The sequence below is a fragment of the Azospirillum formosense genome (assembly GCF_040500525.1).
Taxonomy (GTDB): domain Bacteria; phylum Pseudomonadota; class Alphaproteobacteria; order Azospirillales; family Azospirillaceae; genus Azospirillum; species Azospirillum formosense_A.
The window spans coordinates 255,044-279,129 of record NZ_CP159402.1 but is presented as its reverse complement, the minus strand read 5'-3'; the positions used below and the strand labels follow the sequence as shown (position 1 = coordinate 279,129).

21 protein-coding genes are annotated in these 24,086 nt (G+C 70.7%); all 21 read left to right on the top strand.

Annotated features, from left to right (window positions below):
* Nucleotides 1-72: 72 nt before the first annotated feature.
* The 21 genes from ABVN73_RS01300 (at nucleotide 73) to ABVN73_RS01200 (ending at nucleotide 24,063) form a co-directional block, all read left to right on the top strand.
* The gene (locus ABVN73_RS01300; RefSeq protein ID WP_353858592.1) at nucleotides 73-1,146 is read left to right on the top strand and encodes a lipid A deacylase LpxR family protein; all 1,074 of its coding nucleotides are present in this window, start codon (nucleotides 73-75) and stop codon (nucleotides 1,144-1,146) included.
* A gap of 66 nt (nucleotides 1,147-1,212) precedes the next feature.
* On the top strand, nucleotides 1,213-1,788 hold the full coding sequence (locus ABVN73_RS01295) for a septation protein A (protein WP_137139855.1): 576 nt from the start codon (nucleotides 1,213-1,215) through the stop codon (nucleotides 1,786-1,788).
* 31 nt (nucleotides 1,789-1,819) lie between these two features.
* The gene (gene puuE / locus ABVN73_RS01290; protein WP_353858591.1) at nucleotides 1,820-2,737 is read left to right on the top strand and encodes an allantoinase PuuE; all 918 of its coding nucleotides are present in this window, start codon (nucleotides 1,820-1,822) and stop codon (nucleotides 2,735-2,737) included.
* A 232-nt stretch (nucleotides 2,738-2,969) separates the two neighbouring features.
* Nucleotides 2,970-4,109: an SPOR domain-containing protein gene (locus tag ABVN73_RS01285; RefSeq protein ID WP_353858590.1), complete on the top strand. Its 1,140-nt coding sequence runs from the start codon at nucleotides 2,970-2,972 to the stop codon at nucleotides 4,107-4,109.
* Between the two features lie 220 nt (nucleotides 4,110-4,329).
* Entirely contained in the window at nucleotides 4,330-4,746 is a 417-nt protein-coding gene (locus ABVN73_RS01280; RefSeq protein WP_353858589.1) for a response regulator, read from the top strand.
* Nucleotides 4,743-6,968 (top strand): exonuclease domain-containing protein, encoded by a 2,226-nt coding sequence (locus ABVN73_RS01275; RefSeq protein WP_353858588.1) that lies wholly within the window; start codon nucleotides 4,743-4,745, stop codon nucleotides 6,966-6,968. Before ABVN73_RS01280 ends, ABVN73_RS01275 begins: the two co-directional genes overlap by 4 nt.
* Entirely contained in the window at nucleotides 6,965-7,198 is a 234-nt protein-coding gene (locus ABVN73_RS01270; protein ID WP_353858587.1) for a hypothetical protein, read from the top strand. The genes ABVN73_RS01275 and ABVN73_RS01270 overlap by 4 nt, the downstream gene beginning before the upstream one ends.
* A gap of 1 nt (nucleotide 7,199) precedes the next feature.
* Nucleotides 7,200-10,022 carry a sensor histidine kinase gene (locus tag ABVN73_RS01265; RefSeq protein WP_353858586.1) on the top strand — a complete coding sequence of 941 codons (2,823 nt, stop codon included), beginning with the start codon at nucleotides 7,200-7,202 and terminating at the stop codon, nucleotides 10,020-10,022.
* A gap of 125 nt (nucleotides 10,023-10,147) precedes the next feature.
* Nucleotides 10,148-10,459, top strand: coding sequence for an STAS domain-containing protein (locus ABVN73_RS01260; RefSeq protein WP_353858585.1), 312 nt, complete (start codon nucleotides 10,148-10,150; stop codon nucleotides 10,457-10,459).
* Nucleotides 10,444-10,821, top strand: a complete 378-nt coding sequence (locus ABVN73_RS01255) for a response regulator (protein ID WP_014241666.1) — start codon at nucleotides 10,444-10,446, stop codon at nucleotides 10,819-10,821. The genes ABVN73_RS01260 and ABVN73_RS01255 overlap by 16 nt, the downstream gene beginning before the upstream one ends.
* 30 nt (nucleotides 10,822-10,851) lie before the next feature.
* The gene (locus ABVN73_RS01250; RefSeq protein WP_353858584.1) at nucleotides 10,852-13,086 is read left to right on the top strand and encodes a chemotaxis protein CheA; all 2,235 of its coding nucleotides are present in this window, start codon (nucleotides 10,852-10,854) and stop codon (nucleotides 13,084-13,086) included.
* Nucleotides 13,087-13,096: 10 nt separating this feature from the next.
* Nucleotides 13,097-13,654, top strand: a complete 558-nt coding sequence (locus ABVN73_RS01245) for a chemotaxis protein CheW (protein ID WP_353858583.1) — start codon at nucleotides 13,097-13,099, stop codon at nucleotides 13,652-13,654.
* 125 nt (nucleotides 13,655-13,779) lie between these two features.
* Nucleotides 13,780-16,707 (top strand): methyl-accepting chemotaxis protein, encoded by a 2,928-nt coding sequence (locus tag ABVN73_RS01240; RefSeq protein WP_353858582.1) that lies wholly within the window; start codon nucleotides 13,780-13,782, stop codon nucleotides 16,705-16,707.
* Nucleotides 16,704-17,612, top strand: coding sequence for a protein-glutamate O-methyltransferase (locus ABVN73_RS01235; protein WP_353858581.1), 909 nt, complete (start codon nucleotides 16,704-16,706; stop codon nucleotides 17,610-17,612). The genes ABVN73_RS01240 and ABVN73_RS01235 overlap by 4 nt, the downstream gene beginning before the upstream one ends.
* A gap of 3 nt (nucleotides 17,613-17,615) precedes the next feature.
* Nucleotides 17,616-18,242, top strand: coding sequence for a chemotaxis protein (locus ABVN73_RS01230; protein ID WP_353858580.1), 627 nt, complete (start codon nucleotides 17,616-17,618; stop codon nucleotides 18,240-18,242).
* A gap of 3 nt (nucleotides 18,243-18,245) precedes the next feature.
* Nucleotides 18,246-19,310, top strand: a complete 1,065-nt coding sequence (locus ABVN73_RS01225) for a chemotaxis response regulator protein-glutamate methylesterase (protein ID WP_353858579.1) — start codon at nucleotides 18,246-18,248, stop codon at nucleotides 19,308-19,310.
* An 11-nt stretch (nucleotides 19,311-19,321) separates the two neighbouring features.
* A complete protein-coding gene (locus tag ABVN73_RS01220) occupies nucleotides 19,322-20,488 on the top strand; it encodes a methyl-accepting chemotaxis protein (protein WP_353858578.1) in 1,167 nt (388 codons plus the stop codon).
* Nucleotides 20,489-20,601: 113 nt separating this feature from the next.
* The gene (locus ABVN73_RS01215) at nucleotides 20,602-20,907 is read left to right on the top strand and encodes an STAS domain-containing protein (RefSeq protein WP_014241675.1); all 306 of its coding nucleotides are present in this window, start codon (nucleotides 20,602-20,604) and stop codon (nucleotides 20,905-20,907) included.
* Nucleotides 20,908-20,912: 5 nt separating this feature from the next.
* Nucleotides 20,913-21,641 carry an ATP-binding protein gene (locus tag ABVN73_RS01210; protein ID WP_353858577.1) on the top strand — a complete coding sequence of 243 codons (729 nt, stop codon included), beginning with the start codon at nucleotides 20,913-20,915 and terminating at the stop codon, nucleotides 21,639-21,641.
* Complete coding sequence (locus tag ABVN73_RS01205; protein ID WP_353858576.1) at nucleotides 21,641-22,855, top strand: fused response regulator/phosphatase; 1,215 nt, start codon at nucleotides 21,641-21,643, stop codon at nucleotides 22,853-22,855. The genes ABVN73_RS01210 and ABVN73_RS01205 overlap by 1 nt, the downstream gene beginning before the upstream one ends.
* Complete coding sequence (locus tag ABVN73_RS01200; protein WP_353858575.1) at nucleotides 22,852-24,063, top strand: fused response regulator/phosphatase; 1,212 nt, start codon at nucleotides 22,852-22,854, stop codon at nucleotides 24,061-24,063. Before ABVN73_RS01205 ends, ABVN73_RS01200 begins: the two co-directional genes overlap by 4 nt.
* Nucleotides 24,064-24,086 lie beyond the last annotated feature (23 nt).

Here is a 24,086-nt window from a genome sequence, read left to right as displayed (position 1 = left end):
CGAAAGTGCAGGCGCCAAAGGGCGCCCGCGTCTTATCTTAGGGTGCTCGGCAACGAAGGGAAGTCGACCATTATGGCCGTGCGTGCAGGTTGGAGCGTGATCGCCGCCCTTTCTCTCGGGCTGGCGGCGGGGCCGGTGCTGGCCCAAAGCGCACCAGAGGCGGACAGCCTTCCGAACACCGGCACCGCTCCGCCGGCGGAAACCACGCCCCGGTCCGGTGCGTCCATCGGTGCCTGGGTCGACAACGACCTGTTCGGCGGCGGCACCGACCGTTACTACACGAACGGAGTCCAGTTCTACTACGTCTCCGGCGACCGCCCGACCTACGGCAACATCGACTGGCTGGCCAACCTCGTCCCGTGGATCGGCGAGCATGGGGTGCGGCGCTACGGCATCGCCTTCGGCCAGAACATGTACACCCCCAGCGACATCACCAAGCCGATCCCCGACCCCACCGACCGTCCCTACGCCGGCTGGCTGTACGGCCGCCTGTCGGTGATCGCGGAGGAGACGCGGCAGGTGGACCGCATCGACCTGGACCTCGGCATGGTCGGCCCGGCCTCGCTGGCGGAGCAGACCCAGAAGGCGGTGCACCGCATCGTTCCCGGCGCCCGCTGGCCGGAGGGCTGGGACTACCAGCTCAAGAACGAGCCCGGCATCATCCTCAGCTACGAGCATGTCTGGCGCGCCGAGCGCCCGGCCCGCATCGGCCCCTTCGAGGCCGACATCAGCCCCCACGTCGCCGGCAGCGTCGGCAACGTCCTGACCTTCGGCGGGGCGGGCGTCACGATGCGGCTGGGCGGCAACATGGCGCCGCCGGTCGGCGCGCTGATCCTCCGTCCGACGGCCAGCATCCCCTACCAGGACAGCGTGGCCTCCGGCGCCCCGCGCCCGCCCTTCTCCTGGTACGTCTACGCCGGGGCGGAGGGGCGCGCCGTCGCCCGCAACATCTTCCTCGACGGCAACAGCTTCCGCGACAGCCGGTCGGTGGACAAGCACAACTTCGTCGCCGCCTTCCAGCTCGGCGTGGCGTTGCGCTACGGCCCCTTCGGCATCTCCTACGCCCAGAATTTCCTGTCGCCGGAGTTCGAGGGGCAGAAATCATACAGCAACTACGGCTCGATCCGCGCCTCCTACCGGTTCTGACCGGGAGCGGGGGCGTCCCCCCGCTTCCCTCTTTATCCCGGGCCCGGTTCGGTCTATGTGAGGATCATGAACCAATACGCCCGACTGCTGATCGAAGCCGGCCCGCTGGCGGCCTTCTTCATCGCCAATTCCCAGGCCGGCATCATGATCGGCACCGCCGTGTTCATGGTGGCGACCAGCATCTCCGTCCTGATCTCCTGGCGGTTCGAACGCAAGGTGCCGGTGATGCCGGTGGTCGGGGCGGGCTTCGTCCTGCTGTTCGGCGGGCTGACGCTGTGGCTCCAGGACGACCTGTTCATCAAGATCAAGCCGACGCTGGTCAATCTGCTGTTCGCCGCGGTCCTGTTCACGGCGCACCTGACGCGGCGCAACGTGCTGAAGCATGTCCTGGGGTCGGTTCTGAACCTGTCCGACGCGGGGTGGCGCACGCTGGCGATCCGCTGGGCGTGGTTCTTCCTGCTACTGGCCGCGCTGAACGAGGTGGTGTGGCGCACCATGACCACCGACGCCTGGGTGAACTTCAAGGTGTTCGGCATCATGCCGCTGACCCTGCTGTTCAGCGCCCTCCAGGCCCCGCTGATCCTGCGCCATCAGGTGCCGGAGGAGCCGCCGGCCGAAAAGTCCTCGTCCTCCGCCTCCTGACCGTCCCTCTTCCCAACGGAGCGCACCCGCCATGTCCCAGACCTACCCGCGCGACCTGATCGGCTACGGGTCCCGTCCGCCGCACGCCAACTGGCCGGGCGGCGCGCGGGTGGCGGTGCAGTTCGTCATCAACTACGAGGAGGGCGGGGAGAACTGCGTCCTGCACGGCGACGCCGCGTCGGAGGCCTTCCTGTCGGAGATCGTCGGCGCCCAGCCCATCGTCGGCATGCGGCACATGAACATGGAGTCGATCTACGAGTACGGGTCCCGCGCCGGATTCTGGCGGCTGCACCGGATGTTCACGGAGCGCGGCCTGCCGGTGACCGTCTACGGCGTCGCCATGGCGCTGGAGCGCAACCCGGACGCCGTCCGCGCCATGCTGGACGCCGGGTGGGAGATCGCCACCCACGGCTACCGCTGGATCGACTACCAGCATCTGCCGGAAGAGGTGGAGCGCGAGCACATGCTGCGCGCCATCGAGATCCACACCCGCGTCACCGGGTCCCGCCCGCTCGGCTGGTATCTGGGGCGGTGCAGCCCCAACACCTGGAAGCTGGTGTCGGAGGAGGGCGGCTTCCTCTACAACGCCGACAGCTACGCCGACGACCTGCCCTATTGGGACGACCGCTTCGGCCGGCCGCAGCTCATCGTGCCCTACACGCTTGACGCCAACGACATGCGCTTCGCGACCAACCAGGGCTTCAACACCGGCGAGCAGTTCTTCACCTACCTGAAGGACAGCTTCGACGTGCTCTACGCCGAAGGCGAAGACCAGCCGAAGATGATGTCGATCGGGCTGCACTGCCGTCTGGTCGGGCGCCCGGGGCGCGCCGCGGCGCTGGCCCGTTTCCTCGACTATGTGCGGGGCCACGACAAGGCGTGGGTCGCCACCCGGCTGGACATCGCCCGCCATTGGATGGCCGAACATCCCTACCGGTCGGCGGCCTGAAGCGCCCTGGGCGCGCTTCCGGCCCAACTTTCTCACGCCAATTCGTCGCATCGGCGTTTGAACGAACGTCGAAATACAGTAGAAGGTCTTTGGAACGCCGCGCGCCCCTTTCGGGGCCGCGGTCCCGTGACTGCTGATTCCTTGCGATCTTCAACTGGGTGCGCACGCCGCCGTGACGTTCAAGGATGAGATGAAGGCCGCCGGTCGGACGGCGGATCACAAGGCGCGCCCCATGGCCGATGCCCCCGCCGACGATGGCGGGGAGGCCAGGGACGACATCGCCCGCCTTCTGCGCGCCCTCAACGACGACCTGAAGGCCGACCCGGCGGAGGATGACGATCTCCTGTCCCCGGACGCCGGGCGGAAGGCGGAGCGGCATCTGCCCATCGGCAAGATCGCCGCGGCGCTCGCCGCCGCCATCGGCATCGGCGCGGTCGTCGTGATGCTGGACCAGGGCGGGGAAGCGCCGTCCGCGCCCCCGGCGCCGCTCATCACCGCCGTCCCCAGCGCCCCGGCCCCCGGCGGCGGCTCGCCCAGCGCCGTGGCTCCGGCCCAGGCCAAACCGGAACCGCTCATCACGCGCGCGGCCCCCGCGCCAGTCCAACCGACCCAGGCCCAAACGACCCCGGCCCAACCGCAGCCGCCGATGCAGACGCAGACGGTCGTCGCTCCGGCCGCACCGGCGCCCGCCGTGGCCACGCCGCCCATGGCGCTGCCGCAGATTCCGCCGCCGGCGCTGAAGGTGCCGGAACCGCCGGCCCTGCCCTCGCCCACCCCCGCCGCCGCCAAGCCGGCCGAACCCGCGCCGCACCCCGTGGAAACGGCGGAGAGCGCGAAGACCCCGGCGCATCCGCCGGTTTCGACCATCGCCCCGCCCCCGGCCGAGCCCGCCAAGGCGCCCGCCCCGGTGAAGTCCGCGGAAACGGCGGAGCTTCAGGCCATGCTCTCGGCCCCGCCTCCGCCGGCCGCGCCCCAGCGTCCGGCCGCCGTGGCGCGCCCGGCGCCGCAACCCGCCAAGCCGGCCCCCAAGACAGCCTCCACGACGCCCGCCTCCACGACGCCCGCCTCCACGCCGCCCGCCACGGCGCCGTCCTCGGGCGTGCTGACGCCGCCGGCGTCCGCCGTCGCTGCGGACGGGCGCTACGCCGTGCAGGTCGGGTCCTTCCAGCAGGCCGACAACGCCGAGGGGCTGGTCCGCCGCCTGCGCGGTCTCGGCTTCAACGCCTACGCGCTGGACTGGACCGACGCCGAGCAGCGCTCCTGGCACGTCGTCCGCGTCGGCGGCTACGCCGACACCGCCGCCGCCCGTCAGGCCGCCGCGTCGCTGAAGGGCAAGGTGGAAGCGCAGCCCATCGTCGTCTCGACGCGCTGACCGCAGGCAACGGCGCCGCCGCGACAAACTGTCGCTTCCCTCTATTCCGCTTCTTTCCTTTGCAAAAGCCCGTCCGCAATTTCGGTATTGCGGACGGGCTTCGTCTTGATCTGTCCTTCTCCTTGCCGCTAACATGGGATTGAACAGGCACGCATATTAGAACAAGCGCAGCCCGCAAGAAGCCGGCGCATCAGACCGGCGAACCGGAGGAAACCCTGGTATGAAGCCGACGATCCTGGTCGCCGACGACGAGCCCAGCATCGTCCTGTCGCTGCAGGTTTTGCTGCAGAAGGCGGGCTTTGCCGTGCGCATCGCCCGCAACGGCGAGGAAGCCCTTGAATCGGTTGCGGAAAGCACGCCCGACCTGATCCTGCTGGACGCCATGATGCCGCGGCGCGACGGGTTCGACGTCTGCCAGTCGCTGCGCGCCGACCCCGCCTACCAGTCGCTGCCCATCATCATGCTGACGGCCAAGAGCCGCGACGTGGAGCGGCAGAAGGGCATGGCGCTGGGCGCCACCGACTACATCACCAAGCCCTTCTCGACCCGCGACCTCGTCGCCACCGTCCGCAAGTACCTGACCCCCGACAACCACCAGGACGGCGCGCCGGGCGGCGCCGCGGAGCCTCAGCCATGAGCGCCCCGGCGACCACCGGAAGCACCGGAGCCGCCGCTCCGTCAACCACCCCGGCCACCCCGGCCACCCCGGCGGAACCGCGCCGGATCATCCCCCTGGCCTTCCGCGCCGCCGGCGTCGGCCTGCCCCTGCTGTCGGCGGGGGCCGCGGTCGGCTTCAGCGCGAACAACGACCCCAACGCCTTCGTCACCTACGCCGTCACCATGACCGCCGCCGTCACCGCCGCGGTCTGGGGCCTGTGGGGGCTGGTCGACCGGCGGCTGCTGCGCGCCTCGGAAACGCTGAGCCGCGAGGCCGGGCTGATCGCCCATGGCACCGCCGACGGCAAGACCGGCGCGCGCATCCCGCTGGCCCGCTACGGCGACCTCGCCCCGGTGGCCAGGGCGGTCAACGAGCTGTCGGACAAGCTGGCCGCCGCCCGCCGCGACACCGCGCGCACCGTCGCGGAATCGACCGCCAAGGCGGAGGAGCAGAAGACGCGGCTCGCCGCCGTCCTGCGCGACCTGCACGAAGGCGTCCTGGTCTGCAACCTCAAGCATCAGATCCTTCTCTACAACCAGACGGCGCTCGACATCCTGCATCTGGCCGGCGACCTCGGGCTGGGCCGCTCGCTGCTGCATTTCGTGGTGGCGGAGCCGGTCATCCACACGCTGGAGCGGCTGACCCTGCGCGTGCGCGAGGGGCGGCACGTCGAGCACGAGCACGGCACCACCGCCCAGTTCGTCGGCGCCACCACGGACGGCCGCATCCTGCTGGCCGGGCGCATGAGCGCCATCCTGCAGGACCCGCCGGAGGGATCGGACGAACCGCCGACGATCACCGGCTACGTCATCACCCTGTCCGACGCCACCAGCGAGCTGGCCGCGCTCGGCCAGCGCGACGCCCTGCTGCGCGAGGCGACGGAGGGCTTCTGCGCCCCCATCGCCAACCTGCGCGCCGTTCTGGAGACGCTGGACGACACGCCGGAGCTGGGGCCGGAGGAGCGCGCCGCCTTCCAGGCCGCCCTGATGGAGTCCTCCAACACCCTGTCGGAGCGGCTGGCCCGCGTCACCAACGCGTACCGCAGCGTCGTCACCGGCTCCTGGCCGATGAGCGACATCCACTCCACCAACCTCATCAACCTGATCCGCCACCGGGTCGGGCCGGAGGCGCAGTACGGCGTGACGCTGACCGGCCTGCCGCAATGGGTGCACGGCGACAGCTACAGCCTCGTCATCCTGTTCGGCTATCTGATCGAGTACGTCTACGCGCTGACCGGGGTCCCCGCCTACGACCTGTCGGTGGAGCCCGGAGACCGCTGGGTCTATCTGGACATCACCTGGCGCGGCCCGTCGGTGCCCAGCGGCATCGTGGACAGCTGGCTCGACCACCCGCTGCCCGACGCGCTGGGCGGCCTGACGGTCGGCGACGTGCTCCAGCACCACAAGAGCACGATGTGGAGCGAGCCGGTGAAGGGGCCGGGATCGGAGGGCGAGCTGCTGTCGCGCCTGCGCGTGCCGCTGCCGCCCGCGCTGAAGCCGCCGTCGGCGCACACCGCGGCGCGCGGCGGGGCGCGGCCGGAGTTCTTCGACTTCAACCTGCTGCACCAGCCGCTGGCCACCAGCGAGCTTGGCCGCACACCGCTCGACCAGCTCCATTACGTGGTCTTCGACACCGAGACGACCGGCCTGTCGCCCAGCACCGGCGACGAGATCATCCAGATCGCCGCCGTGCGCGTCGTCGGCGGGCGCATCCTGACCGGCGAGACCTTCAACACGCTGGTCAACCCGAAGCGGAGCATCCCGCCGGAATCGATCCCCTTCCACGGCATCACCGACGCGATGGTGGCCGACAAGCCGACCATCGACAAGGTGCTGCCGCAGTTCCGCGGCTTCGTGTCGGGCGCGGTGCTGATCGCCCACAACGCCGCCTTCGACCTGAAATTCCTGAAGATGAAGGAGCGGGTCTCGGGCGTGCGTTTCGACAGCCCGGTGCTCGACACCATGCTGCTGTCGCGGATGCTGCTCGGCGAGGGGGGCGACCACACCCTGGACGGCATCGCCGAGCGGCTGGGGATCGAGGTGGTGGACCGCCACACGGCGCTGGGCGACAGCCTCGTCACCGCCGCGGTCTTCCTGCGCATGGTGGAGATGCTCAAGGAACGCGACGTCCGCACGCTCGACGACGCCATCCGCGGCGCCAACATCATCGTCGAGCTGGCGGCGCGGGAGCGCGCCTTTTGACCGGCGGGCCCGCCCCGCAACCCATTCCCCCTCCACCGCGCCGGGCGGCCACCGACCGGCTAATCGCGCTGTTCCTGTTCGGCGTGGTCGCCTTCAACCCGCCGCTGCTGCGCGTCTTCGGCGCCGGGGACACGCTGTTCGGCCTGCCGCTGCTGTACGTGTACGCCTTGGGGGTGTGGGGCGGGGTGATCGCGCTGTCGGCGGTGCTTCTGGAACGCAGGGGGCGTTGAGATGCCCTGGCCCACCATCGTCGCCGCCAGCTTCGCCTATCTGCTCCTCCTCTTCGCCATCGCCTGGTGGGCGGACCGGCGGGCCGACGGCGGGCGCAGCGTCATCGCGTCGCCGTACGTGTACGCGCTCTCGCTGGCGGTGTACTGCACCACCTGGACCTTCTACGGCTCGGTCGGGCGGGCGGCGTCGCTGGGCATCGGCTTCCTGCCGATCTATCTCGGCCCGACCCTGCTGATGCTGCTGGGGCCGCTGGTGCTGCGCAAGATTTTGCGCATCGCCAAGGCGCAGCGAATCACCTCCATCGCCGACTTCATCGCCTCCCGCTACGGGCGCAGCCAGGGGTTGGGCGGGCTGGTGGCGCTGACCGCGGTGATCGGGGTGACGCCCTACATCGCCCTGCAGCTCAAGGCCGTGGCGGTCAGCTTCGACGTTCTGTGGGGCACCGACCCGTCCGGCGCCACCGGCGGCCTGTCCCTGCCCGTCGTGCTGGACAACGCCTTCTACGTGGCGGTGGTCATGGCGGCCTTCGCCATCATCTTCGGCACGCGCCACATCGACGCGGCGGAGCATCACGAGGGCATGGTGGCGGCCATCGCCTTCGAATCGGTGGTCAAGCTGGTGGCCTTCCTGGCGGTCGGCGCGGCGGTGGTCTGGGGGCTGCACGACGGCCCAACCGCGCTGTTCGCCACGGCCGCCGAGCATCCGGAGATCCAGGCCCTCTACACCTCCGCCCCGGCGCTGGCCGACGGGTCTTGGCTGACCATGACGCTGCTGTCGATGGCGGCGGTGCTGTGCCTGCCCCGCCAGTTCCAGGTGACGGTGATCGAGAATGTGGACGAGCGGCACCTGACCCGCGCCCTGTGGCTGTTCCCGCTCTACATGCTGCTGATCAACCTGTTCGTCCTGCCGGTGGCGGTGGCCGGGCTGATGCGCTTTCCCGACCGGGCGGTGGACCCGGACATGTTCGTGGTGGCGCTGCCGCTGGCCGCCGGGAACGAGTGGCTGGCCCTGCTGGCCTTCATCGGCGGGCTGTCGGCGGCCACCGGCATGATCGTGGTGGAGGCCATCGCGCTGTCCACCATGGTGTGCAACGACATCGTGATGCCGCTCCTGCTGCGCGCCCGCAGCGCCCGGCTGGAGCGGCTGCACGACCTGTCGCCGCTTCTGCTGACCATCCGGCGCGTCGCCATCGTGGCGATCCTGCTGCTCGGCTACCTGTATTTCCGCATCGCCGGCTCGGCCTACGCGCTGAGCGCCATCGGCCTGATCTCCTTCACGGCGGTGGCGCAGTTCGCCCCGGCGCTGATCGGCGGCGTCTATTGGGCGGGGGCGACCCGGCGCGGCGCGCTGGCCGGCCTCGGCGCCGGCATCCTGACCTGGGCCTACACGCTGCTGCTGCCCAGCTTCGCGCGGTCCGGCTGGCTGCCCGCCTCCTTCATCGACCAGGGGCCGTGGGGCGTCGCCCTGCTGCAGCCCTACGCTCTGTTCGGGCTCGACGGCATGGACCCGCTGACCCACGCCCTATTCTGGAGCATGCTGCTCAACATCGGCCTCTACGTGGCGGTCTCCCTGCTCGACCGGCCGGGCCTGGGCGAGCGGGCGCAGGCCACCGCCTTCGTTGAGGTGTTCCAGCACCGCGACACCCCCCTGCCCGCCGGCGCCTGGCGCGGCACCGCCACGGTCGGCGACCTGCAGCGCATCGTCGCGCGCTTCCTCGGCCCGCAGCGGGCGGAGGCGGCTTTCGCCCAGCATGTCCGCCGCAACGGCCCGCTGGAGCCCGACCGCCGGGCCGGGGCGGAGCTGGTGCGCTTCGCCGAGCGGCTGCTGGCCGGGGCCATCGGCGCCGCGTCCGCGCGGGTGGCGCTGGCCTCCGCGGTGGAGGGCGGCGAGGTCAGCTACCCCGAGCTGATGCGGATGCTCGACGAGACCAGCCACGTCATCGAATACAGCCGCCAGCTCGAACACAAGACGGCGGAGCTGGAGCGCGCCTCGGCCGCGCTGCGCGCCGCCAACGAACGGCTGACGGAGCTGGACCGGCTGAAGGACGAGTTCCTGTCCACCGTGACGCACGAGCTGCGCACGCCGCTGACCTCCATCCGCGCCCTGACCGAGGTGCTGCACGACAACCCCGACATCGAGCTGGAGCAGCGCCAGGAGTTCCTCGGCCTCGTCATCACCGAGAGCGAGCGGCTGACCCGCCTCATCAACCAGGTTCTCGACATGGCGAAGATCGAGGCCGGGGAGATCGACTGGCAGGTCCGCCCGATGGACCTCGGCGCGGCGCTGGAGCAGGCGGCGGCGGCCACCGCCCGGCTGTTCCACGAGCGCGGCATCGCGCTGTCCGTGACCATCCCGCACGGCCTGCCGCCGGTGCGCGGCGACCATGACCGGCTGGTCCAGGTGGCGGTGAACCTGCTGTCCAACGCCGCGAAATTCACCCCGGCGGGCGGGCGGGCCGCGCTGTCCGTCGCGGCGGAAGACGGCCATCTGCGCGTGTCCGTCACCGACAGCGGCCCCGGCATCGCCGCGGAGCATCAGGCCATCGTCTTCGACCGCTTCCGGCAGGTCGGCGACACCATGACCGACAAGCCGCAGGGCACCGGGCTGGGGCTGGCCATCAGCAAGCGCATCGTCGAGCATCTCGGCGGCCGCATCCGGGTCGACAGCGCACCCGGCCACGGCGCCACCTTCGCCTTCACCGTGCCGCTGGCGGAAATGGATGCGGCGGAAACAGCTGCGGCAGGAACTGGCCGGGTCGCCGTGCCACAAAAGGATCAAGCCGCGAAAGAACCGGACCACACCGCCGGAACGCGCTCCGGTTGACACAGGTCAGTCCAGTTGCCTTAACGAATCCTTATACGTGTTTCAGGCAGGTTTTTTACCAAATGCCGGACATGATCAGTCTTCCGGACGGGGCGTTGCCCGGTCGGGTTGCAAGGAGACGGGCGGTGACTTTGATCAAGTGGAGCGACGAGGGGGGAACGGTGCGGCTGGGCCTGCCCAGCGACCTCGACCTCGCCATGGCGCAGCCCCTGCTGGACAGCCTGCGCGCCGGCTTCGCCGCGTCCCGGACCGTCATCGCCGAGGCCGCGGCCGTGGAGCGGGTCAGCACCGCCTGCGTCCAGGCTCTTCTGGTCGCCTCCCGGCACGCCGCCGAACAGAACCGCACGTTCGCCATCGCCCAGCCGTCCGAGGTCCTGGCGGAAGCCTGCGAGGATCTGGGGCTGGACGGCTGGTTGAAGCAATGGAGCCAAGCGTGAAGAAGAAGGTACTCACCGTCGACGATTCGCGGACCATGCGGGACATGGTCTCCTTCACGCTGAAGGGCGCCGGCTACGACGTGGTCGAGGCCGCCGACGGCCAGCAGGCGCTGGGCGTCATCGGCGCCAACAAGGTGGACCTCGTCATCACCGACCTGAACATGCCGGTGATGGACGGGCTGACCCTGATCCGCCGTCTGCGCGCCACCCCGGCGCACCGCACGCTGCCCATCCTGATGCTGACCACCGAGGCCGACGAGAAGAAGAAGTCCGAAGGCCGGGCGGTGGGGGCGACCGGCTGGATCGTGAAGCCCTTCAACCCGGAGAAGCTGATCTCCGTCGTGCAGAAGGTGTGCGGCTGACGCCGCATCCTGGCTTGTGAGGGGGCGCCCGTGGAAGACCTGAGCCGGTTCAAGCAAACCTATTTCGACGAAAGCGCGGAGCTGCTGGAGGTCGCCGAGGCCGGCCTGCTGCGGCTGACGCCGGGCGAGGTCGATTCCGACGAGGTCAACGCCATCTTCCGCGCCGTCCACTCGATCAAGGGCGGCGGCGGCGCCTTCGGCTTCACCGAGCTGGTCGCCTTCGCGCACGAGTTCGAGACGGTGATGGACGGGGTGCGCAACAACACCGTCCCGGTCACGACGGAGCTGGTGGACACGCTGATCCGCGCCAACGACCTGCTCGGCCAGATGCTGGCCTACGCGCGCGAAGGCGATGCCGCCCCGGCGGGGACCACCGACGGCACCGTGGCCGCCCTGCGCCGCCACCTGTCGGGCGGCGCTCCTCAGGCCCAGGCTCCGGCAGCGGCAGCGGCGGCGGCTCCCGCCCCCGTTCATGCCGCCGTCTACGCCGACGACGAGGACGACGAGGCCGGGCTGTTCGGCGACGCCATGGCGGCCATCGCCGCCGCCCGCGCGGAGGAGAACCCGGTTCCTCCCGGCAAGCTGCGCTGGACCATCGTCTTCCGGCCGCGGCCCGACCTGCTGATGTCGGGCAACGAGCCGGCCTTCATGCTGCGCGCGCTGCGCCGGCTGGGCGACGCCACCGTGGACTGCCACACCGACGCCCTGCCGACCCTGCAGAACCTGGAGGCGGAGCTCCTCCACCTCTCCTGGACGGTCACGCTGATCGCCGACGCGGACGTCGATCTGGACAAGATCAACGACGTCTTCGAGTTCGTGGCCGACGACTGCGACATCCGCATCACCGCGGAGGCCCCGCCGCCCGCCGCCGCCGAGGCGCAGCCCCCCGTCACCGATCCGGTGCCCGTCGCCACCCCGCCGGCGGTGGTCGCCGCACCGGCCGAAGCGCCCAAGGCCGACGCCCCCAAGGCCGAAGCCGCCCGCCCGCGCCCCAACGGCGGCGGGGCGGAGCATGCCGGGCTGACCAGCCACACCATCCGCGTCGATCTCGACAAGATCGACCGGCTGGTCAACATGGTCGGCGAGATGGTCATCACCCAGGCGATGATCGCCGAGCATGTGCGCGAGCTGCCCCCCGGCGAGTTCCAGGAGCTTCTGGAGGGGCTGGAGCAGCTGGCCCAGCACACCCGCGAGCTGCGCGAGAGCGTGATGTCGATCCGCGCCCAGCCGGTGTCCAGCGTCTTCTCCCGCATGCCGCGTCTGGTCCGCGAATGCGCCGCCGCGACCGGCAAGGAGGTTCAGCTCGTCACCAGCGGCGAGACGACCGAGGTGGACAAGACGGTGGTGGAGAACCTTGTCGATCCGCTGACCCATATGATCCGCAACTCCATCGACCACGGGCTGGAAGGCCCGGAGGAGCGGGAGCGCATCGGCAAGCCGCGCGCCGGCACCGTCCATCTGTCGGCGCAGCACCGCTCGGGCCGCATCGTCATCGAGATCACCGACGACGGGCGCGGCATCAACCGGCCCAAGGTGCTGTCGAAGGCCATCGAGAAGGGCCTCGTCCCGCCGGGGGCCGCCCTGTCGGACGAGGAGATCGACAACCTGATCTTCCTGCCCGGCTTCTCCACCGCCGATCAGGTGTCCAACCTGTCGGGCCGCGGCGTCGGCATGGACGTGGTGGTGCGGAACATCTCCTCGCTCGGCGGGCGCATCGGCGTCTATTCCACGCCGGGCGAAGGCTCGCGCTTCGTGCTGTCGCTGCCGCTGACCCTGGCGGTGCTCGACGGCATGGTGATCTCGGTGGGCGAGGAGCGCTTCGTCCTGCCTCTGACCAACATCGTGGAGAGCCTGCGCCCCAAGGCGGCGGACCTGCACGGGCTGGTCGGCAAGTGCGACGTGATGATGGCCCGCGGCGAGTATGTGCGGCTGGTCTACCTGCACCAGCTGTTCGGCATCCCCGGCGCCGTCGCCGACCCCACCCGCGCGCTGGTCGTGCTGGTGGAGACGGAGGACGGCTCGCGCCTCGGCCTCGTCGTGGACGAGGTGTTGGGCCAGCAGCAGGTCGTCATCAAGAGCCTGGAAGCGAACTTCCGCCGCCTCGACGGCGTGGCCGCCGCGACCATCCTGGGCGACGGGCGCGTCGCCCTGATCCTGGACGTCGCGGGCCTGCGCGAGATGAGCCGGCACATGGATTCCAGGGCGCCGCGTCCGCCGTCTTCGCCGGTGGCCGCGCTGCCCGCACCCGCACTCGAACCGGTCTGAGGCCACAGCGATGAGCAGTTCCACCGCGCTCGCCACCGTCGGCGGTAGCCGCACCGACGCCCGAAACGACGTCATGGCGGTCAACGCCGCCGAGGAGCAGTACGTCACCTTCACCGTCGGCAGCGAGGAGTACGGCGTCAACATCCTGTCGGTCCGCGAGATCCGCGGCTGGACGCCGGAAAGCCGCCTGCCGAACCTGCCGGACTATGTGCGGGGCGTCATCAACCTGCGCGGCATCATCATCCCCATCTTCGACCTGCGCGCCCGCTTCGGCGGCGGCGCCACGTCGGTCACCAAGCGCCACGTCGTGGTGGTGATCCAAGTGGGGGAGCGCACCCGCGGCATCCTGGTCGACGCCATCTCCGACATCCTGGCGATCGGCCACGACGCCATCAAGCCGCCGCCCGACGTGGACGGCGGCATGGTCGACGCCGAGTATCTCAGCGGCCTCTACACCGCCGACGACCGCATGGTCACGCTGCTCTGCGTCGAGAAGCTGTTCTCGGTCGAGAACGGCGAGCTGGACTCGGCGACCAGGGCCCTGCCGGCGCTGGAACGGGCGTCCTGACCGGAGCGCCCCCGGAGGCGCCCGCGCAAGGCGCCGAAGGGGGTGCGTCATGTCGCGGCTTTTCACACGGGTTGGTTTCAAATAAGGGCTAACGCCGGCGTGACGCGGCGGGCAAGGGGGATGGCATGGCGAAAGGGGTCGGTTCGTTCGTTGGGGCGATGGGCATCTCGAAGCGGCTGTGGCTGGCCTTCGCGCTCCTGCTCGCCCTGCTGGCCGCCCAGGTCGCCGCCAGCCTGCTGAGCATCCGCAGCCTGAACGGCAGCGTCGACGCGGTGCTCTCCAGCGGTGAACTCGCCACCTTCGCCAAGGATCTCTCGGCCCGGCTCGCCAACCAGCGCATCCACGGGCGCGATTATCTGGTGTCCGGCGACCCCGCGGCGCTCAACCGCCAGCGCGCGCTGCGCACCGAGTTCGACCAGGCGCTGGCCGCCCACGGCGCGGCCATCCAGCGCTCCAGCCAGGCGGCGGCTTTCGCCGAGCTGGCGCGGCTGCACACCGAGTACCACACCCAGTTCGAGGCGATCCGCGTCGTCCGCGACCGCTACGACGCGGCCATCCGCCAGACCATGGACCCGCTGGGCACCCAGATCACCGAGACTCTGGAGCGCATCGTCGAGGGCGCCCAGGCCACCGGCGACAAGGACGCCGCTCTGGTCGGGGAGGAGATGGAGAAGCACTGGGTGCTGAGCCGCCTCTTCGCCAACCGCGCGCTCGGCATGCGCGACGCCGCCGCCGTGGGGCCGATGGAGAAGAACCTGGACGAGATGCTGGAGCATGTGCGCGAGGCGCAGGCCCTGCTGACCGAACCCCGCGTGGCGGCGCTGCTGCGCGAGGTGGCGGAACGGGCGCCGGGCTACCGCACGGCCTTCCGCGACGCCCTCGCCGCCGACAAGGAGATCGACCGCCTGCGCGCCGAGGTCGTCGCCAAGGTCGTCACCGCCCTGAACGCGACGCTGGACTCCATCGCCACCGCCATCCAGGCCGAGCAGAAGGGGATCGAGTCCCACGCCGAGGCCGAGGTGGGGAACAGCGTCCTGCTGGCCCTGCTGCTGGGCGGCCTGTCGCTGCTTCTGGGCATCGGCGCCGCCCAGGTCATCGCCCGTTCGATCACCGGCCCGGTCCAGGGCATCCGCAAGGTGATGACCGACCTCAGCGACGGCCATCTGTCGGTCGCCGTCCCCCACACCGACGGGCGCGACGAGCTGGGCGCGATGGCCCGCGCCGTCGCCGCCTTCAAGGAGGACGCGGTGACCGCCGTGCGGGCCGGGATCGCGCTCGACCGCGTGTCATCCTGCATCATGACGGTGGGGGAGGACGGGACCGTCACCTATTGCAACGCCGCCGCGCTCGCGATGTTCAAGGCCGCCGAAGCGGACCTGCGCAAGGCCCTGCCCGCCTTCGACGCCGCCGGGCTGATCGGGACGACCCTCGACGCGCTCGACACCGAGGCCCCGCGCCTGCGCTCCAGCCTGACCGGCCTCTCCAGCCCTTACAAGGGCATGGTCAAGGCGGGCCGCCGCAGCTTCGAGATCACCGCCAGCCCGGTCGCCGGGCGCCACGGCGAGAAGCTGGGACTCGTCGTCGAATGGCGCGACCTGACCGCCGAGCTGTCCATCGAGGCGGAGATCGCCGCCATGGTGGACAGCGCCGTGCGCGGCGACTTCGCCCAGCGGATCGCGCTGGACGGCAAGACCGGCTTCTTCCGGCTGGTCAGCGAGGGCATGAACCGGCTGGCCGCCAACGTCTCCGGGGTGACCGAGGATCTGGCCGCCATGCTGGAATCGCTGTCCCAGGGCGACCTGTCGCGGCGCATCGACAAGCCGTACGAGGGCGTGTTCCTGCGCCTGAAGGACGACTTCAACGGCACGACGGAAAAGCTGTCGGAGATCGTCCGCCGCATCAACAGCGCCGCCGAGTCCATCGCCGCGGCCAGCCGGGAGATCGCCGACGGCAGCCTCGACCTGTCCGAGCGCACCGAGCAGCAGGCCTCCTCGCTGGAGGAGACCGCGGCGAGCATGGAGGAGCTGGCGGCCACCGTCCGCTCCAACGCCGACAACGCCCAGCAGGTCAACGCCTTCGCCAACGACGCCCGCCGCGCCGCCGAGAAGGGCGGTCAGGTCGCCGCCAGCGCCGTCGAGGCGATGCGCGGGATCGAGCGCTCGTCGCAGAAGATTTCCGACATCATCGGGGTGATCGACGAGATCGCCTTCCAGACCAACCTGCTGGCGCTGAACGCGGCGGTGGAGGCGGCGCGGGCCGGCGACGCCGGGCGCGGCTTCGCGGTGGTGGCGCAGGAGGTGCGCAACCTCGCCCAGCGCTCCGCCCAGGCGTCCAAGGAGATCAAGACGCTGATCCTCGACAGCGGGGCGCAGGTCAAGGACGGGGTGGAGCTGGTCCGCTCCGCCGGCTCCTCGCTGACCGAGATCGTGGCGGGCATCGCGCGGGTCGCCGACCTCGTGTCGGAGATCGCCCGCGCCACCGCCGAGCAGGCGTCCGGCCTGGACGAGGTCAACACCGCCGTCGCCCAGATGGACGAGATGACCCAGAAGAACGCCGCGCTGGTCGAGGAAAGCACCGCCGCCGCCCGTTCGCTGGAGGAGCAGGGCGGGCAGCTGCGCCAGCAGATGGCCTTCTTCTCGCTGGACGCCGGCCACGCCCATGGCGGGTCCGAGCTGGCCCGCCACATCCAGCTGATCGAGAACACCAAGATCGACCATGTGACCTTCCGCGACACCGTGCTGAAGACCGTCCAGGGCCACGGCGACGCCACCGCGGACCGGCTGGCCGACCATCACGGCTGCCGCCTGGGCAAGTGGTACGACACGGTGAGCGACGCCGCCGTGCGTTCCTGCCCGTCCTTCGACCGGATCGCCGAGCCGCACGCCCGCTTCCACGAGGCCGGCAAGCGCGCCCTGCGCGCCCATGAACAGGGGGACGACGACGCCGAGGCGCAGGCCCTGGCCGATCTCGACCGGCTGTCCGGCACCGTGCTCGGCCTGCTGGACACGCTCGCCAGCGAAGCCCGGGCCAAGGCCCGAGGACGGGCGGCATGACCGCGGCCCCCAGCCCCGCCCCGGACGCGGCCGACCGCGGCGGCGTCCCCGCGGCGACGTCGGGCCGGCGGGAGTTCCCGTTCGAGCGGCGGCACTTCGACTTCATCGCCCGCATGCTCTACCAGCTCGCCGGGATCGCGCTGGCCCCGCACAAGATCGAGATGGTCTATTCCCGCCTCGCCCGGCGGCTGCGCGACCTGCGCCTGACCGACTTCGACAGTTATTGCGCCCTGCTGGAGAGCGAGGAGGGAGCGAACGAGGTCGGCTTCCTGGTCAACGCCCTGACCACCAACCTGACCAGCTTCTTCCGCGAATCGCACCATTTCGACTTCCTGGCGAAGACCGCGGTGCCGGAGATGCGCGCCCGCCACGCCGGGGAGTCCTCCCACCCGCGGCTGCGCATCTGGTCCGCCGGCTGCTCCTCCGGGCAGGAGCCCTACAGCATCGCCATGGTCCTGGCCTCCAGCTTCGGGCCGGAGCTGCGGCGCTGGGACGCGAAGATCCTGGCGACGGACATCGACACCCACATGGTGGACACCGCCCGGCGCGGCGTCTATCCCGCCGATCTGGCGAACAGCATCCCGGCCCCCCTGCGCGACCGCCACACCCGGCGCCAGCGCGAGGACGGCGAGCCGATGGTGGCGATGGAGGAGGAGCTGAAGCGGCTGATCACCTTCAAGCCGCTGAACCTGCTGGAGCATTGGCCCATGAAGGGGCCGTTCGACGCGATCTTCTGCCGCAACGTGCTGATCTATTTCGACCGCGTCGGGCGGACCCAGGTGATCGGCAACTTCGCTCGCCTGCTGGAGCCCGGCGGCTATCTGTTCCTCGGCCATTCGGAAAGCCTGTACGGCGTGTCGGACCGCTTCCGCCAGACCGGCCCCACCATCTACCGGAGGCTGTGACGCATGACCGCTTTCGCGAGCCGCCGTGCGGCGGAGGCCCGGCAGACCGGCGGCTACTTCCACCCGCAGTTCCGCGCCCACACGCTGAAGGTCTTCCTCGGCCACCATCTGGTCAGCGACCGCTCGGACGTGATGATGGTGACGACGCTGGGCTCCTGCGTGGCCGCCTGCGTCCACGACCCGGCGACGGCGATCGGCGGCATGAACCATTTCCTGCTGCCCGAAGTACCGGAGTCCGAGGACGCCGGCACCGGGGCGGCGGCGCGCTACGGCTCGGTGGCCATGGAGCGGCTGATCAACGACCTGCTGGCGCGCGGCGCCCAGCGCGGGCGGCTGGAGGTGAAGCTGTTCGGGGGCGCCCGCGTCATCGATTCCAGCTTCGACGTCGGCCAGCGCAACGCCGCCTTCGCGCTCGACTACGTGCGGCGCGAGGGGCTGAAGCTGATGGGCCAGGATCTGGGCGGCGCCTCGGCCCGGCGCATCCACTACTTTCCCCACACCGGCAAGGCCATGCGCAAGATGCTGCGGCCGGAGGCCCTGTCGGAGACGGCGAACCAGGAACTGCATTTCCGCTCCACCCTGCGGCACCAGCCGATCGAGGGCGACGTGGAACTGTTCGGGGAGGACTGAGCCATGACACGCCCCATCCGCGTCGTGATCGTCGACGACAGCAGCCTGATGCGGGAGATGCTGAAGGCCATCGTCTCCGAGGAGCCCGGCATCGAGGTGGTCGGCGTCGCCCGCGACCCCTACGAGGCGCGGGACGTCATCAAGCGGACCAACCCGGACGTCGTCACGCTGGACGTCGAGATGCCGCGGATGGACGGGCTGTCCTTCCTGGAAAAGATCATGACGCTGCGCCCGACGCCGGTCGTCATGGTTTCCTCCCTGACCCAGGAGGGGTCGGAGGCGACGATCCGCGCGCTGGAGATCGGCGCGGTGGACTGCGTGGCCAAGCCCGACGGCTCGGAGGGTCACGGCTTCGAGGCGATGGCCCACGAGCTGGTCGGCAAGATCCGCATCGCCGCCACCGCCCGCCTGTCGATGCGGCGGCCCAAGCCCGCGGCCTCGCCCCTCCAGACGCCGCGGCGCGCCGGGTCGGGCACGCGCTTCATCGCCATCGGCGCCTCGACCGGCGGGGTGGAGCGCATCCGCGACGTGCTGGCGGTCATGCCCGCCGACTGCCCGCCCATCGTCATCACCCAGCATATGGGGCCGAGCTACGTCCCCAGCTTCGCCGCCCGGCTCGACCGCATCTCGCCCCCGACGGTGGAGGTCGCCACCCAGGGCGCCCGGCTGGTCCAGGGCAAGGTCTACATCGCCCCCGGCGACCGGCATCTGGTGGTGATCCGCGACGCCCAGGGCTATTCCTGCCACATCCAGGACGGGCCGGCGGTCAGCGGCCACCGCCCGTCGGTGGACGTGCTGTTCTCCTCCGTCGCCAAGGCGGCGGGAGCGAACGCGGTGGGGGTGATCCTGTCTGGCATGGGCCGCGACGGGGCGTCGGGCATGCTGGCGATGCGCGACGCGGGGGCCTATACCATCGGCGAACAGGAATCGAGCTGCGTCGTCTACGGCATGCCGCGCGCCGCCCGGGAAGCCGGGGCGGTCGCCGTCGAACTGCCGCTGGCGCAGATACCGGCCGAGATGCTGCGCGCGTTCGACGCCATCGGCGAACACCGCACGCGCGCGAACTGAGGAGCAGCACCATGTCTTTCTACGGCCGCGCCACCCGCCCGGAAGCCGGACCGGAACCGCAGACGCCGGAGCTGCCCGACGGCGACGCCCCGGTGAACGGCCTGCCCGAGATCGGCCCGAAGATCCCGGTGACCGGCGAGCTTCTGGCGACCTGGATGGGCTACGCCGACATCCAGCGCCGCACGCTGGAAGCGGTGCAGCACGAGCTGACCCGCACCTCCTCCACGGTCGAGGACGCCACGCTCGACCTCTCCTCCCGCTTCCGCGAGCTGGCCGAGAAGGCCATGCAGCAGTCGGAGCGGGTGGAGCAGATCGTCAGCATGGCCGGCTCCGTCTCCATCGACGGGGAGCGGGTGCCGATGGACCAGTTGGTCACCGGCATGCAGCAGATGATCGCGGACATGATTGCCAACATCGTCACGCTGTCGCGCCACGCCATGAGCATGGTCTATCTGCTCGACGACGTGCAGAAGGACGTGGCGGAGCTAGAGAAGTCGATCGGCGACATCGACGCCATCAACCGCCAGACCAACTTCCTGGCGCTGAACGCCACCATCGAGGCGAGCCGCGCCGGCGAGGCCGGGCGCACCTTCGCCGTGGTCGCCCAGGAGGTGCGCCACCTTTCCCGCTCCACCGGGGCGCTGGCCGACCGCATGCGCTCCAAGGTCACCGCGGTGGTCAAGGGCGTGCGCAACGGCCACGACATCCTGCGCCAGATCGCCGACACCGACATGTCCCCCCAGATGCTCGCCAAGGAGCGGGTGGACAAGACGATGGACAGCCTGGTCGACCAGACCAACCACTTCCAGGCGGTGCTGGAGACCGCGGCGACCGTGTCGTCGGACATGTCCACCACCATCAGCCGCATGGTCACCGGGATGCAGTTCCAGGACCTGACCAAGCAGCGGCTGGAGGCCATCAACGACAGCCTCGCCATCATGGCGGAAGGGCTGAACGAGCTGGAAAACCGCACCCGCGTCGAAATGCCCGCTTCCTTGGGGCCGCAGGTTCCGCAGGAATGGCTCGACGAGCTGCTGGGCCGCTTCAAGCTGAGCGAGATGCGCCAGCGCTTCGTGCGCCGTCTGCTGCTGGAAGGGACGGCGCTGGACGAGCATGGCGTCCTTGACGTCGATGCCGGCCAGGACGACAGTTCCGGCGGCGACATCGAACTTTTCTGAGGCCAAGGGATTCTCTGGAATCCCCGGCCGGTCTTGCTCCATTGTGGCGTGGCCCGCACAAGGCCACCCGCCCCACTGCCCCTTCAGGAACACCCTTCAGGAACACCGGACCGATGGACTACGGAATTGAGGACAAGGAGCAGGAGACCCTGGTTCGGTTGCGCGGTCGCCTGACCTTCAACGACCACGCCAAGCTGCGGGCCCTGATCCGGGAGATGCTGCAGAACAAGGCCAAGCGTCAGGTGCTCGACCTTTCCACGCTGGAGTTCGTCGATTCGGCGGGAATCGGCATGCTTCTGATCGCGCGGGAGGAAATGGCGAACGCGGACAAGCAGCTCGTCCTGCGCTCCGCCGCCGGGCAGGTCAAGCGCGTGCTGACCGTGGCCCAGCTCAACAAGATCGTGACGATCGAGGACTGAGCCCCTTGGTCCCCTCCCCCATCCGTGTCGCCGCCCTGCAAGGCCTGGGCGTGCCGGCCGACCGGCTGGACCGGCTGTCGGCGGCGCTTCGGCTTCCGCCCCGGCGGCCCGGCTCCCCGGCGGGAGAGGCCTTCGGCGCGTCCGTTCTGCTTCTGGTGGGCGACGCCGGCGCCGTCGAGGCGCCGGAATTCTGGCAGCGGCCCTTCGGCGCCTGGATCGAGGTCGCCGGCCTGTCCGACGACCGGATCGTCGAGGCCGCGCGCCGCGCCGCCCGCGCCGACCTGTTCGCCTGCGTGACGACGGTGACCGCCAACCGCCTGCATCTGGCCGGGCGCATCCTGAACGGGCTGGCCGCCCTGCACCCGATGCCGGAGGCCCAGCGCGACGACATGGAGCTGGCGCTGCACGAGGCGATCAGCAACGCGGTGGTGCACGGCAACCTCCAGGTCGAAGGCATGAAGGGGCTGAGCGTCGAGGCGCTGGAGCGCTTCTCCCACGATCTCGCGGCGCGCATGGCCGACCCCGCCTTCGCCGAGCGCCGGATCGAGGTCACCGCGTGGCTGGAAAGCGCTTGCGCGGTGGTGGAGGTCGCCGACGAGGGAACCGGTTTCGCCCGGCCGGAGCGCATCGACTACGGCGCCTCGGGCCGCGGGCTCGACCTGATCGCCGCCATCGTGGAAGAGCTTCAGCTTCTCGACGGCGGGCGCCGCATCCGCATGAGGTTCCCCCTCTGATGGACGACGCCATCGCCGCCTGCCGCATCCTGGTGGTGGATGACACCGACTTCAACCGCACACTGATCGGCGCCCTGCTCACCGAAGCCGGCTTCCAGAACGTCGCCTACGCCAAGGACGGCTTCGACGCGCTGGCCCAGATCGCGGCGGAGGCGCCGGACCTGCTGATCCTCGACATCATGATGCCGGGGATGGACGGGTTCGAGGTGTGCCGCCGCCTGCGCGCCGACCACGCCTACGCGGACCTGCCGGTGCTGGTTCAGACCGCCCTGTCGTCCAGCGACGACCGCAACCGCGCCTTCGCCGCCGGAACCACCGATCTGATCTCCAAGCCGCTGGACCGGACGGAGCTGGTCGCCCGCGTGCGCATCCACCTGCAGAACCGGGTGCTGATCCGCGACCTGCAGACCTACCGGGCGCGGGTCGAGGGGGAGCTGGCAATGGCCCGCTCCATGTACGACCATCTGCTGCCCTCCGCGGCGCTGTGCGCCGCGCTGACGGATGGCGCGGGGGTGACGCTGCGCTCGCACACGGCGCTGTCCTCCGACCTCGGCGGCGACCTGTGGGGGGTGCTGCCGCTGGCCGGCGGGCGGTTCGGGCTGTTCCTGCTCGACATGGCCGGGCGCGGTGTGTCGGCGGCCCTGGACGCCTTCCGCATGCACACGCTGATCCACGAGCTGGCGCCGCATCTCGGCGAGCGGCCCGGCGCCTTCCTGAGCGAGCTGAACGAGCGGGCCGTCTGCCTGCTGGAGCTTGGCCAGCACGCCACGGTGATCTACGGCGTGGTGGACCGTGCGGGGCAGCGCTTCACCTACGCGGCGGCGGCGGCGGCCCCGCCGGTCCTGATCCCGCCCGGCAGCGCCGAACTGGTCTTCGGCGAGGGGACCGGCCAGCCGGTGGGCATGGCCGCCGGCGCCCGTTACGAGGAGCGCAGCCTGCCCTTCCCGCCGGATGCCGCGCTGGTCCTGCACTCGACCGCCGTGCTGGAGGCGCTGGGCGGGGGCAACGGCGGATTCGCCGCCCTGCTGCAGAGCGCCGCCGTCCGGAACGCCATGGCCGGCGGCGGCCATGACGGCGGCCATGATGGCGGCGATGACGGCGGAAAAGATGGCGACGCCTTCGCGGCGGTGACCGCGGCGCTCGCCGCCGCCCAGGGCGACGTGCCGCTCGACGACCACACGCTGGTCTGGATCGGGCACGGGGGCGCGCGATGAACAACCTTCCGGAGGTTCCGGGGCTGGAAACGGCCCGCGTCCTGGTGGTGGACGACAACCGCGTGAACCGCCACCTGCTCCAGGCGCTGCTGGAACGCGGCGGCGTCACCCGGATCGAGATGGCGGAGGACGGCAACGACGCGCTGGCCCGGCTGGACAGCTTCCGGCCCGACCTGATCCTGCTCGACCTGATGATGCCGAACCTGGACGGGTTCGAGATGTGCCGGCGCCTGCGCGCGCTCCCCGCCTGGAAGGATCTGCCGGTCCTCGTGCAGTCCAGCCTGAACCGGGCGGAGGACCGCGCCAAGGCTTTCGCCGCCGGGGCCACCGATTACGTGACCAAGCCGATCAACGCGGTCGAGCTGCTGGCCCGCGTGCGCATCCATCTGCAGAACCGCGCGCTGCTCCACGACCTGCAACGCTTCCGCGAGCGGACGGAGAGCGAGCTGTCGCTCGCCCGCAAGATGCAGGAGCGGCTGATGCCCACGCCGGACCGGCTGGCCGAGGTGGAGGCCGCGACGGGGGTGGGGATCACCGCCCATTTCGCCCCCTCGTCGGAGCTGGGCGGCGACTTCTGGGACCTGCGGCACGACGCCGAACCGGGCCAGGGCCAAGATCGGGGACAAGTCCAAGGCCGGGGCCGGACCATGCTCTACATGGTCGATTTCTCCGGCCACGGCGTCGGGGCGGCGCTGAACACCTTCCGCCTGCACGCGATCTGCCAGCAGATGGACATGTCCGGCCTGACCCCCGCCGAGTTCCTGTCCATCGTCAACCGGCGGCTGTGCGCTCTGCTTCCCAACGGGCAGTTCGCAACCATGCTGGCCGGTGTGGTCGAGCCTTCGGAGAACCGCTTCGTCTACGCCTCGGCCGGATCGACGCGCCCGATGGTCTGGGCGCCGGGCGATCCGGCGCCGCAGCTGGGCGACAGCGCCGGTCTGCCGCTCGGCCTGCTCGCCGCGGCGGAGTATGAGGAGCGCTCCCTCCCCCTGCCCCCCGGCGGGCGCCTGTTCCTCTATTCGGACGGCGCCATCGAGATCCCGGTCGGCAGCGACGTCCTCGACGAGCCGGGCCTCGCCGCCCTGGTCACCGAGCGGATGGCGGAAACGGACGGCGCCCGCTTCCTGGACGGGTTGCTGGAGCGCCTGCGCGCCATCGGCCCGATCGATGACGACCTGACCGCGCTGCTGCTGACCCGCAAGGGCTGACCGGCCATGGACCCGACGGGCGC